This window comes from Pseudomonadaceae bacterium SI-3 (genome assembly GCA_004010935.1).
Lineage (GTDB): Bacteria > Pseudomonadota > Gammaproteobacteria > Pseudomonadales > Pseudomonadaceae > Stutzerimonas.
Map to the genome: position 1 here is coordinate 3232119 of CP026511.1, position 12564 is coordinate 3244682.

The 12564-nt window shown below is 63.5% G+C and carries 9 protein-coding genes; 3 read left to right on the top strand and 6 right to left on the bottom strand.

Annotated elements, in window-relative coordinates; all coding sequences use genetic code 11:
• Positions 1-89: 89 nt before the first annotated feature.
• Both C1896_15175 and C1896_15180 read right to left on the bottom strand, forming a co-directional pair.
• Entirely contained in the window at positions 90-1445 is a 1356-nt protein-coding gene (locus tag C1896_15175; GenBank protein ID AZZ46124.1) for a 23S rRNA (uracil(1939)-C(5))-methyltransferase RlmD, read from the bottom strand.
• Positions 1446-1478: 33 nt separating this feature from the next.
• A complete protein-coding gene (locus C1896_15180) occupies positions 1479-2381 on the bottom strand; it encodes a cysteine synthase B (protein ID AZZ47691.1) in 903 nt (300 codons plus the stop codon).
• 285 nt (positions 2382-2666) lie between these two features.
• Between C1896_15180 and C1896_15185 the strand changes: the two genes are divergently transcribed.
• Positions 2667-4463 carry a gamma-glutamyltransferase gene (locus C1896_15185; GenBank protein ID AZZ46125.1) on the top strand — a complete coding sequence of 599 codons (1797 nt, stop codon included), beginning with the start codon at positions 2667-2669 and terminating at the stop codon, positions 4461-4463.
• Between the two features lie 139 nt (positions 4464-4602).
• Here C1896_15185 and C1896_15190 read toward each other — a convergent pair whose 3' ends face one another.
• Complete coding sequence (locus tag C1896_15190; protein ID AZZ46126.1) at positions 4603-7326, bottom strand: hybrid sensor histidine kinase/response regulator; 2724 nt, start codon at positions 7324-7326, stop codon at positions 4603-4605.
• A gap of 155 nt (positions 7327-7481) precedes the next feature.
• On the bottom strand, positions 7482-8108 hold the full coding sequence (locus C1896_15195; GenBank protein AZZ46127.1) for a hypothetical protein: 627 nt from the start codon (positions 8106-8108) through the stop codon (positions 7482-7484).
• Positions 8109-8231: 123 nt separating this feature from the next.
• Between C1896_15195 and C1896_15200 the strand changes: the two genes are divergently transcribed.
• Together C1896_15200 and C1896_15205 are read left to right on the top strand one after the other, a co-directional pair.
• Complete coding sequence (locus C1896_15200) at positions 8232-9134, top strand: ArgP/LysG family DNA-binding transcriptional regulator (GenBank protein ID AZZ46128.1); 903 nt, start codon at positions 8232-8234, stop codon at positions 9132-9134.
• Between the two features lie 173 nt (positions 9135-9307).
• Positions 9308-10021: a 4'-phosphopantetheinyl transferase gene (locus C1896_15205; protein ID AZZ46129.1), complete on the top strand. Its 714-nt coding sequence runs from the start codon at positions 9308-9310 to the stop codon at positions 10019-10021.
• A gap of 125 nt (positions 10022-10146) precedes the next feature.
• Here the strand turns inward: C1896_15205 and C1896_15210 are convergent, their stop codons facing one another.
• Positions 10147-11748, bottom strand: coding sequence for a two-component sensor histidine kinase (locus C1896_15210; protein ID AZZ46130.1), 1602 nt, complete (start codon positions 11746-11748; stop codon positions 10147-10149).
• Positions 11745-12467 carry a DNA-binding response regulator gene (locus tag C1896_15215; protein ID AZZ47692.1) on the bottom strand — a complete coding sequence of 241 codons (723 nt, stop codon included), beginning with the start codon at positions 12465-12467 and terminating at the stop codon, positions 11745-11747. The genes C1896_15210 and C1896_15215 overlap by 4 nt, the downstream gene beginning before the upstream one ends.
• Positions 12468-12564 lie beyond the last annotated feature (97 nt).

A 12564-nucleotide genomic window follows, 5' to 3' on the forward strand; every position in this document is an offset into this window, starting at 1 on the left:
CCCTCTACGCATCATCTGCGTCGAATACGCCGGCTTTCTCGGAGCCGGTCGGTTGAACCACAGGCCGATCGCCTGTCAAAAAAACTGAACTACGCTGGCCGCTCGAAGAGTGCCATGGCCTCGACGTGCGCGGTTTGCGGAAACATGTCCAGCACGCCTGCTTGCTTTAATTGATAGCCCTGCCCGACCAACTCAGCGGCATCGCGCGCCAGCGTTGCAGGATTGCACGAAACATAGACCACGCGCCGTGCGCCTAAAGTCGCCATCTGCCGCACAATTTCCAACGCACCATCACGCGGCGGATCGAGCAGCACCGCCGCGAAGCCGCCCTTGGCCCACTGCGCCTCGATAAGCGGCTTCGACAGGTCCGCCTGATAAAAGTGCGCACTCTGAAGGCCGTTTTGCTCCGCATTGGTGCGCGCGCGCTCGACCATCTCGCCAATACCTTCGACGGCCACCACTTCTGCACCCTTTCGAGCCAGCGGCAAGCTGAAGTTGCCCAGCCCGCAGAACAGGTCGAGCACCCGCTCGCCCGGTTCCGGTGCCAGCCATTCAAGGGCTTGCGTCACCATCGCCTCGTTGACCGGCGCGTTAACCTGGACAAAGTCGCCTGGTCGCCAGGCCAATTCCAGATCCCATGCCGGCAAGCGGTAGCCCAACCTGTACGCAGGGTCCAGGGGCTGCGCCGGACCCTCGCCTTGCAGCCAGAGCTGCACGTTCTGCTCATTCGCGAAGTCGACCAAACGCTTAAGATCGTCCGACCCCAGCGCAGCGGTATGGCGTACCAGCACAGCCTCGGCCGTCCCGCTGAACAACTCCAGATGCCCGATCGCTTGCGGCTTATCCAATGCGTGCAACACGGCCAGTAAAGCCGGCAACAGCGTCTGCAAGGGTTGTACCAGCACCTGACATTCGCGAATGGCGACAATATCCTGGCTGGCACTGGCGCGAAAACCGACGTCGAGCCGCCGCGCCTTGTGGTCCCAGCGCACCGCCAACCGCGCGCGCCGGCGATAGCCGAACTCGGGGCCACTGAGCGGCGCCGCCCATTGCTGCGGCTCGATCGAGGCCACCCGGGACAATTGCTCGGCGAGGCTGCGCTGTTTCAGTTCGAGTTGATCGGCCGCGCTCAGGTGCTGCAGGTTGCAGCCTCCGCAAACCCGCGCATGCGGGCACGGCTCGGCACGCCGCCGGTCGCTGGCAGCCAGCACCCGCTCGGTACGGGCTTCGACGATCTGGCTGCGGGCGTTCAGTACGCGAGCCTCGACGTCTTCCTCGGGCAAGGCCCCTTCGACGAACCAAGTGCGGTTATCGACAAAGGCGATGCCGCGACCATCGTTCGCCAGCCGCTCAATGCTCAGCCGCTGCTTCTTGCCGGTCGGAACCTGAGGCTTCTTCTCGCCACCGCTAGGCTGGAAGCGCAAGCCACCACTGCGTTTGGCCATCAGCAAGTACCGCCTTCAACCGGCACGATAGGATCAATTGGGCTGGTCATAGACGCCTGTCGACAGGTAGCGATCGCCACGGTCACAGATGATCGCAACGATCACCGCGTTCTCGACCTCTTTGGACAGACGCAGCGCCGCCGCCACTGACCCACCTGACGACACGCCGCAAAAGATGCCTTCCTCGCGGGCCAAGCGGCGCATGACGTGCTCGGCCTCGTCCTGCGCCATATCGACAATGCGGTCGACGCGTTCCGCCTGGTAGATCTTAGGCAGGTACTCCTGCGGCCAGCGGCGGATGCCAGGGATCGCTGCACCTTCCATGGGCTGCAGGCCGACGATCTGGATGGCCGGATTCTGCTGCTTGAGGTAGCGAGAGACACCCATGATGGTGCCGGTGGTGCCCATCGAACTGACGAAATGGGTGATGCTGCCCTGAGTCTGCTGCCACAGTTCCGGCCCGGTACTGGTGAAGTGGGCCTCAGGATTGTCGCCGTTGGCGAACTGATCGAGCACCTTGCCGCGCCCTTCCGCAGCCATTTTCACCGCCAGGTCGCGAGCGCCTTCCATGCCCTCTTCCTTGCTCACCAGAATCAGCTCGGCGCCATAGGCCGTCATGGCCGCCTTGCGCTCGGCACTGGAGTTGTCCGGCATGATCAGGATGAACCTGTAGCCCTTGATCGCCGCAGCCATGGCCAGGGCGATGCCGGTGTTGCCGGACGTGGCTTCGATCAGCGTATTGCCGGGTTTGATATCGCCCCGCGCTTCGGCCCGCGCGATCATCGACAACGCGGGACGGTCTTTGACCGAGCCGGCCGGGTTGTTGCCTTCGAGTTTTACCAGGATGGTGTTGCTGGTTTCGCCGGGCAGACGCTGCAGGCGAACCAGGGGCGTGTTGCCGACACAATCGGCAATGGTCGGGTACTGAATTGTCATGGCTTCGATGGACCGCACAGCCTTTGAGAGGCGCACATGATAGCGGCAACCATCGGCCACGGGCAGACCGCGCTACCCTCGTGTCGGTCAGGTGGGGACCATGAAACCGCTGCCGATGCGCCACACGCCACACCCATTCGGCGAAGCAGGCAGACGAACGGCTCAGCACGACGAATGTACGAAGATTTTACCAACCGCGGCGATCAGGCTTGGCAAACCGGGGTCAGTGAACTAGCCCTGTAAACAGCTAAATCTTTTTCCTTCCGCCCAGACAAGGAACATCCCATGCATGTCGGACGAGCCGCCCTGGTTCCCTCGATTCTGTTGTTCAGCCTCACCGCCTGCACTCAACCGGACGGCCCATCCAGCGAAATCCCACCCGCCCCGGAAGCGTCCAGCGGCTACTCGGCCAAGCCAGGCTGGGCGTTGGAACGCTTTGCCGTTGCCGCTGCCAACCCGCTAGCGACCGAAGCCGGCTACGAAATGCTCAAGGCTGGCGGCAGCGCAATGGACGCCGCCGTGGCGGTACAGATGGTGTTGAGCCTGGTCGAGCCGCAATCCAGCGGGCTTGGCGGCGGTGCCTTTCTGTTGCATTGGGATGGCGAACACATCGCAGCACTGGATGGCCGGGAGACCGCGCCGGCAGCGGTCGACGAACGACTGTTCCTGACTGCCGACGGCAAGCCGATGGCATTTCTCGATGCCGTCGTCGGTGGTCGTTCGGTGGGTGTGCCAGGCGTGGTGAGGATGCTTGAGCGCGCGCACGACCAGTACGGCAACTTGCCTTGGAAAGCCTTGTTCCAACCAGCTATCGAACTTGCCGAAAACGGTTTCGAAGTCAGCCCGCGCTTGCATGGCCTGCTGGTCAGCGATCCGGCCCTGCGCAAGGACCCGCGCGCCGCGGCGTTCTACTACCAGGACGATGGCAAGCCTCTGCCGGTCGGCCATCGCTTGCGCAATCCGGCCCTTGCCGCACTGCTCAAGGACATCGCCGAACGCGGCAGCGAGGCGTTCTACACCGGCGCTAACGCCCGCGCGCTGGTCCTGCAGGTGAACACTCACCCGACCAACCCAGGCCGCATCAGTCTGAACGATCTCGAGGGATACCAGCCGCGCGAGCGGGACGCGATCTGCACGCTCTGGCAGAAGCGCTATCAGGTCTGCGGTTTCCCGCCGCCGTCGTCGGGCCACATTACGCAGATGCAGATCCTCGGCATGCTGGAACAGCTGCCGACGGTGCAGCCGCTCGATCAGGGCGTGCCTTCTGTCGAATTCCTGCACCGCTATACCGAGGCTTCACGACTGGCGTATGCCGACCGCGCCAAGTACCTGGCTGACCCAGATTTCGTGCCGGTACCGGGCCGCACCTGGAACAGCATGCTTGCACCGAGTTATCTCAAGCAGCGCGCCGCACTGATCGGCCCGCGCAGCATGGGCACTGCCGAAGCGGGCGAACCCGGCGAAATGCCGATCGTGTTCGCCCCGCAGGCGGCACAACCGGAATACGGCACCAGCCATATCAGCATCGTCGACGCCGAGGGCAACGCGTTGGCGATGACCACAACCATCGAGCAAGCCTTCGGCTCACGTCTGCTCAACGATGGCGGCACCGGCCTCCCCGGCGGCTACCTGCTGAACAACGAACTCACCGACTTTGCCTTCGAACCTTACGACGCGATGGGTCGGCAAGTGGCCAACCGGGTCGAACCGAACAAGCGTCCGCGTTCGAGCATGAGCCCGACGCTGGTGTTCGACGTCACCGGCGAGCAGTTTCTGGCGAGCCTCGGCTCCCCTGGCGGCGCGGCGATCATCCACTTCACCGCGAAGACCCTGCTGGGCATGTATGAGTGGGGGCTGGATGCGCAACGGGCGATCGACCTGCCCAACTTCGGCAGCTTCAACGGCCCGACGGTGCTCGAAGCAGGACGCTTTCCGGCTAGCACAGTACAGGCGCTGAAAGTACGCGGCCATGAGGTCAACGAGACGGAAATGACCAGCGGACTTCAAGCTATTCAACGCACCGACAGCGGCTGGTTCGGCGGTGCCGACCCGCGCCGCGAAGGTGTGGTGATGGGCGAGTAACGCCTCGGCGACTGCCTGCCGTCAGGCAGCCCTGCGGCTGGCAGTCGCCGCGGGGCGCGGCCCTGCACGTTCGAGTGCGTGATGAACATCACCGCCGGAGGAGCCCCTTCGGGTAGTGCACTCAGGGACGACTTCTGCGCTAGACCACGCGCGCCTCGATCTCCAGCCGCTCGATGGCGCTGTCCAGCTCATCCAGAGCCTGGGCCGCGCTCGGGTGATTCTGCTTGAGTAATGTTTCGCTGCGTTCGCAGGCTGCCCGCAGCTGCGGAACACCGCAATAGCGGGTAGCGCCGTGCAAACGGTGCACACGATCGATGGTCGCCTGCCGGTCATTGGCCAGACGCGTTTCGCGGATCACCTGGCGATCATCCTCCAGCGAGGCCAGCAGCATGCTCAGCATGTCCGCGGCCAGATCGGCTTTGCCGGCGGCCAGGCGCAATCCCTCTTCCGCATCGAGCACTTTGAGGTTGTTTTCCGGCGTCTGTGTCTCGGGGGGGGCTGCGACAAAGCTGCGCGCCAGCGGTAGACCGGTCCACTTCAAGATCACCTGGGCCAGCTGCCGCTCGCTGATCGGCTTGGTCAGGTAATCGTCGAGACCGCTTTGCAAGAGCGAGCGCTTTTCGTTGGACAGCGCGTGAGCGGTAAGCGCGACAATCGGCATGGGTGGCTGCGCGCTGTCGTCCTCCCAGCGACGAATCGCCTCGGTGGTCTGGCGCCCGTCCATGCCAGGCATCTGCACGTCCATGAACACCAGATCGAAGGGCTTGTGCTTAACCGCCTCCAATGCTTCGGCGCCGCTGCTCACCGCTTCGACTTCACCGCCCATATCGGTCAGCAAGGTTTCCAGCAGCAGCAGGTTGGCAGGGTTGTCATCGACGCACAGCACACGTGGCGGTCGGGTTTCCGGCACTGCGACGTTCTCGATCATGGTCTGTGGCGGGCGCAGCAGGTCGAGCAGCACTCGCTGCAACTTGCGCGTACAGGCCGGCTTGCTTTGCAGCTGGGCATGGGTGTGCGATTCGGGCAACGCCTCGTGATACTGCGCCTGCTCGCTGGTCGGGCAAAGCACGATGCATTTGCAGCCCAGCCCTTCGAACTCCCAGAGCCGCAGGCATAGCTGTTGCGGTGCGATTTCTCGATGGGTCACGCCGAGCACGGCTATTTCGATCGGTTTATCGCTGGTATGCGCCTCGAATACCGCCGCCTGCAGCTGATCCAGACTGTCGAACGGCAACACCTCCATGCCGCAGCTTTCCAGCTGATGCTGCAGGGCCTGACGTGTCAGCGGATGCTGGTCAAGCAAGCCGACCTTGCGCCCGAGCAGCGCTGCGCGCGGCAGATCCTCGATATCGTCACGCGCTTTGGGCAGGCTCAGGCTGATCCAGAATTCGGAGCCCTCTTCAGGAATGCTGTCGACCCCGATTTCCCCGCCCATCTGCTCGATCAGCCGCTTGGAAATCACCAGCCCGAGGCCGGTACCGCCGGGTTGGCGCGACAGCGAATTGTCCGCCTGGCTGAACGCCTGGAACAAGGCACGCAAGTCCTGATCGGTCAGACCGATGCCGGTGTCCTGCACGCTGATGCGCAACTGCGCACGGTCGGAGCGTTCATCCTCGACCATCGCACGGACGATGACGGTGCCTTCATTGGTGAACTTGATGGCGTTGCTGACCAGGTTGGTCAGGACCTGCTTGAGCCGCAGCGGATCGCCGACCAGCGACAGCGGCGTGTCGCGATAGACCAGGCTAACCAGCTCCAGATGCTTCTGGTGCGCCGCAGGGCCGAGGATGGTCAGGGTGTCCTCGATCAAATCGCGCAAATTGAACGGGATGTTGTCGAGGACCAGCTTGCCAGCCTCGATCTTCGAGAAGTCGAGGATCTCGTTGATGATCCCGAGCAGGCTGTCAGCAGATTTTTCGATGGTCGACAAGTAGTCCTGCTGGCGTGGCGTCAGGTCGCTTTTCTGCAGCAGATGGGTAAAGCCGAGGATGCCGTTGAGCGGCGTGCGGATTTCGTGGCTCATGTTGGCCAGGAACTCGGACTTGATCCGACTGGCCTCCAGCGCTTCCTTACGCGCCAGGTCCAGCTCGATGTTCTGGATCTCGATGGTCTCGAGGTTCTGCTGCACGTCTTCGGTGGCCTGGTCGATGCTCTGTTGCAATTCTTCACGAGCGGCCAGCAAGGCTTCGGCCATACGGTTGATGCCTGCCGCGACTTCGTCCATTTCATGGCTGCCGAGCGCTGGCAAACGAGTCTCCAGGTGACCGTCCTTGAGCTGCGCCACGGCCACCTTGACCCTGTGCAGCGGCTTGCTGATTGCCGTACTCATGCGCAGCGCCAGCAGGGCAGTAATGATCAGCCCTGCGCCGATCAGCAACAGGCTGGCAAACAGGCTGCGGTAACCGCGCAGCAGCGTGCCTTGGTGCGACAGCTCCAATTCCAGCCAGCCAATCAGGCGGAGGTCGTTGTCGGGATTGTCTTCGGCGAGATTCAGATGCTTGCCAAGCACCGGCAGGAGGATGCGCGTGGTGTCGACGCTGCTGACCTGAGTCAGCGCTTCGGGATCGGTTGGCGGCGACGGGGTGATCATGTTTGGCCCGGCATGGGCCTGCAGATTGCGCTCGGCATCGAGGATGGAGACCGCACGCACGTCAGGCTGATCCAGCACCTGATTGAGAATACGCTGCAGCCGCTTGCCGTAGCCCTGCGCCATGGCCGGCGCCGCCAACGGGGCCAACTGCTCGGCGATCAGCTGGCCGCGCGCATCGAGCTGATGGCGCATCTCCGACAGCTGCATCCAGGTGAAGTAGATGCCCAGCGCCACGGCTAGCACCGTGCTGGGCAACAAGATCAGCACCAGCACCCGACTCTTTATTCCTAGGTCTTTCAGCACGGTTCCATTCCCCTGGTGACCAGTGCGCTAGTGTAGCGGCTCGAACGGCGGGAATCTGCGTTGCAAGACAAATGCGTGTCAGGCAGAACCAGGCGTGTTCCGATTGGGCGCCTGGCGTAGCGGACTCAGTCCAGCCCGCGGATGTCGCGCTCCTGGAAGTGCGGCAGCTGCCACTGGAAGGTCATCGCCAGCACCCGGAACAGGAAGCCCGCACAGAGCGTGGCCAGCGAGGCGATGGAGGTGTCGATCCCGAGCCAGAGCAGCGTTACGTAGAGCACGCCAGTGAACAGCGCCACCGTGGCATAGAGCTCGCGCCGCAACACCATCGGCACCCGGTTGCAGAGAATGTCGCGCAGCAGCCCGCCAAACACGCCGGTGATGACCCCAGCCAGCACGACGATCGAAAGGTGCACGCCCATATCCATCGCCACGCCGCAACCGATCACGGTAAAGGCCACCAGGCCGAGCCCGTCGACCAGCAGAAACACCTGCCGCAGGTGATGCATGTGCCGCGCAACCATCGCCGTAACGATGGCCGCGCCCACGGTGAAACCAAGGTACTCGGGGTGGGCGATCCAGCCGATCGGGTAATGCCCCAGCAGCACATCGCGCGCCGTGCCGCCGCCCAGCGCCGTCACCGTGCCGAGCATGCAGATACCGAACAGATCCATGCCGCGGCGCATGCCCATGATGGCGCCAGACATGGCTTCAGCCGTGATGGCAACAAGGTAGATGATGTGTAACAGGGTCACGGCGCGACTCCAAGTGGGGCATAAAGCTGAAAGGCGCGCAATTATGGGGCACACTCCTGTTTAATCGGTGTGGCTAAGTAAATTTAGGCTATACCAATATTTACTTAATCTGAGTTGAAGCTCTTGATTCTCGACCCCAAGCAGACCGAAGCCTTCCGCACCGTGATCAAGACGGGCAGTTTCGAGCAAGCGGCCCTGCGCCTGCATCTGACACCGCCTGCGATATCGCAGCGGGTGCGCGCCTTGGAAAGTACCTTGGGCAGCGCGCTGGTTGTACGTAGCCGGCCTTGCCGCCCCACGGAAACCGGTCAGCGGCTGATGCAATACCTCAAGCGCGCCACGCTGCTGGAAGCGGATCTGATGGCAGAGCTTGCCGAACGTAGCGATGCCCCGCTGGTGGTCGTCGCGGCACTCAATGCCGATAGTCTTGGTACCTGGTTCTTTCCAGCTCTAGCCGAGGTGCTGATCAAGGAGCGCGTACTGTTGGACCTCACCGTCGAAGATCAGGACCACACCTACAGCCTGCTGGAAACCGGCCTTGCCATCGGCTGTATTAGCACCGAACCCAAGCCCATGCGCGGCTGCACGGCCAGCCCGCTGGGGAGCATGCGCTATCGCCTGGTGGCGTCCGCCGCCTTTCGGCAGCAGTACTTTCCCAACGGCCTGAACCGCAATGCCGCGCGCAAGGCGCCAGTGGTCGCCTACACCAACAAGGACCGCCTCACCTCTTCGTTCCTACTGCGGCAGCTGGGCCTGCCCGAGGGCGCCTACCCTTGCCACTACGTGCCTGGCGCCGAGCCACGCTTCAATGCGATCCGCTACGGGCTGGGCTATGGCATGGTGCCGCAGCCGTTGCTGCAGGATGCACTGGCCGAGGGCATCGTGGTCGACCTGGCCGTGGACGCGCCGCTTGACATCTCACTTTACTGGCACACCTGGAAGGTGCAGTCGCCGCGCATGGAAAGCCTGTCCCGCCAGATCATCGAAGCGGCGCCGAAAATCCTTGCGCGGCCCGAGGGGGCTTGATGAATGATTACCCGTCGATGTGTCCTGGTTCGCGAGCAGGCACGCTCCTACCTAAACGTGTGGCGTTAACCTGGCCCGCATCGGTGCGATGCTCGCGCGCGAAGCGTCCCATCTACAAGGGAAGTGCATCGTCGGGACTGCGCCGGGTCGGGCCCTGAGGCAAACTAACGCCCATGACTTCTACTCTTTATCATCCGGCCTGCTGCTCGCCCCTGAGCGATCACTGGCCGCTGCCGCTCGCCTTGCCCGGCGTGCAGTTGATCAGCACCCGCTTCGACCCCGCCCTGCTCGACCCCGAGGATTTCACCCGCTGCGGCGTGCCGGGCATGACGGCGGTGAGCAAGCGCCAGACCGAATTTCTTGCCGGCCGTCTATGCGCTTGCGAAGCCTTGCGCCGGGCGACCGGCGCACCGTGCATCCCGGCCGTGAACGAAGACCGCTCGCCCTGTTGGCCTGCCGGGGTGGTCGGTTCGATCACCCATGGCGCCGGCTGGGCTGCGGCCGCAGTGGCGCAGCGCGAGCAGTGGCGCGGCATCGGGCTGGATGTAGAGAAGCAGATCCCCACCACACGGGCCGACCGCCTGGTCGCTGAAATCCTCACCCCATACGAATTGGAAGGTTACGCCGCGCTCGACGAGACCCAGCGCGCCCTGCGCGTCACCCTGACCTTCTCCCTCAAGGAAAGCCTGTTCAAGGCGCTCTACCCGCTGGTGAACAAGCGCTTCTATTTTCAGGAAGCCGAACTGATTCATCACGACAGCAGCGGCTACGCCCGCCTGCGCCTGCTTACTGATTTATCCGGAGACTGGAAGACCGGCGCTGAGCTGAACGGCCAGTTCGTCCAATTCGATGACTATCTGCTAAGTCTTGTAAGCATTCCGGTCTGATCTTCACAGCCAAGCGCAAATCCATCGCGAGTCGCCTCAATCCGACTCGTGAGGCTAATGCTTGCTCAGCCCAGCGTGGGTCACCCAACGACCTTTCAGTAAGCGCAAGGCGCTGTCCCCAATGCCTACTTCACCCGCTTGCGCGGCCAGACCAGGGTGAAACGCGCGCCGCCCAGATCGCTGTGCCCAATCTGCGACCGACCGCCGTGCCAGTAGGTGATCCGCCGGACGATGGACAGGCCCAAACCATGCCCGCCGGAGGCGCGGGTGCGGCTGTCATCCAGGCGCAGGAAAGGTGCAAAGACCTTCTCCCACGCTTCCTCGGGTACGCCCGGGCCGTCATCGTCGACTACCAGCTTCGCCCGGTCGGCATCGATGACGAAGCTGACCTCAACCCGCGTTTCGGCGTGGCGCATGGCATTGCTGATCAGATTGCTCAAGGCGCGACGCATGTAGTGCGGCTCGGCATCGACCACGCTGCTCCCGTCCGATGCCGGTTTACAGGGCCCGCGCTCGACCAACACCGCCGGGCGCAAAGGCGCCAGCTCCCCGATGACCTGATCGACCAGCGCGCTCAAGTCGACCGATTGGAACGTCAGCTCCGGCGATCCACGCTCGAGGCGCGTGTAGACCAGCATCTCGTCCACCAGTCGATCCAGATCGTCGATGTCGCCGTCCATGTCTTCCAGATAGCGGTGGCGTGCTTCCGGCGTCTGCGCCGAGCCGACCATCTCCAGGCCGAAACGCAACCGGGCGACTGGCGTTCGCAGCTCATGGGCCACCGCGCTGACCATCTCCCGCTGCACCGCGAGCAAGCGCTGCAGATGGCTCGCCATGCCATTGAAGGCTTTGGCCAATCGCCCCACCGAATCGGTGCCGGCATCCGGCACGCGCGCTTCCAGCTGGCCGGTCGCGATGCGCGTGGCAGCGCGCTCGACGCTTCGCAGACGCCGCTCCAGCTGGCGCACCAGCAGATACACCGTCAGCCCGATCAACGACAGACCCAGCACACCGATCAAAATCAGCAGCTCGGGCGGATAGGGATTGAGCTGACGCAGCGGCCCCAGCGACATGATCCAGGGGGTTCCGGCAATTGCTGCGAACACCCGGATGGCCTCGCCGCCGTTGACCAGCGCCATCACCGTGTCCCCTTCATCCAGCCGGCGCCGCTGATCATCATCGAGACTGGCGCTGTCGCGGGTCAGCAGCTCCAGCGGATAGCCGAAACCGCGCGCCGCCTTCAGTTCGGCCAGGCGCTGGGGTTGTTCGGCTTCGGGGTAGCGAATCAGCTCATCGATCAGCAGATAGATAGTCGCGCGAGCCAGTTGCTCGCTGAGCTGCTCGACCTCGCCCGTCAGCGCCAGACGGTCTTCAGCACTGACCAGGGAATAGATCGTCACGCTGCCAGGGCGGATCTGCTCCACCAGAACCTGGCCGCGCAGCAGTCGCGTCTCCAAGCCGCTCTCGAGCCTGATGTCCTCCAGGGTTCGCACGCGCAGCGGTATGCCCAGCAGCCGCCCCCAGAGGTTCGCCGCCTGACGCCGCTCGATGGGCGTCATGCTGCTCATGTTGTGCGCCATCAGGCGAAAGGTACCGGCCGCCAGCGCCTCGCGATGCTGATCGGCCCGGACCTGATTGAGCAGATGGAGACCACCCGCGCCCAGCAACCCCACCAGCACCAGCACGGCGAGCATGCCGCCGTAGATGCGCAGGAAGATCGAATTCACTGCAGCGCTTCAGCCGCTTCGGAGACGAACAGGTAGCCCTTGCCCCGCACTGTCTTGATCAGCCGTGGGTGATCAGGGTCGTCACCAATCTTCGGGCGGATGCGTGAGATACGCACATCGATGGAACGGTCCTGCCCGTCATATTCGATGCCGCGCAGTTCAGAGAAGATCTGTTCGCGGGACATGATCCGTCCCGGGTTGGAGGTCAGCAGCCACAGCAGGTCGAACTCCGCGCCGGTCAGCTCGATGCCCTCCCCGCGCAACCAGGCCTCGCGCAACGCGTTGTCGACCACCAATGGGCCGTACTGGACGCGCTTTCCACCCACAGTCGACGGTGCCTCTGTCCCTTCACGCCGTCGCAACAAGGCTCGGATGCGCGCCAGCAGCAACCGCGGCCGCACAGGCTTGCAGACATAGTCGTCAGCACCGATTTCCAGGCCGAGCACCTGATCGAGATCGTCGGCGCGCGCGGTGAGCATCAGGATCGGCCCGTCATAGCGATCGCGCACCTTGCGGCAGATAGACAACCCATCTTCGCCGGGCAGCATCAGGTCGAGCACCACCAGATCGGGACGCTCATTAATGATGCGTTCGGCCGCCTGGGCGCCGTCCGCCTCGATGGAGACCTGCATGCCGTTACTTTCAAGATACTCACGGGTCAGCTCGGCCAACCGCTGGTCATCTTCGACAATCAGGATGTTCCAAGACTCTTGATCCACCATGCGCCCTCCCGAGACACCGGCCGGCATTGTAGCGCCAGCGCATAGCCAGATGGCAGCGGTTGACATGCTCCGCTTGGCGCACGACCTAGAAGAA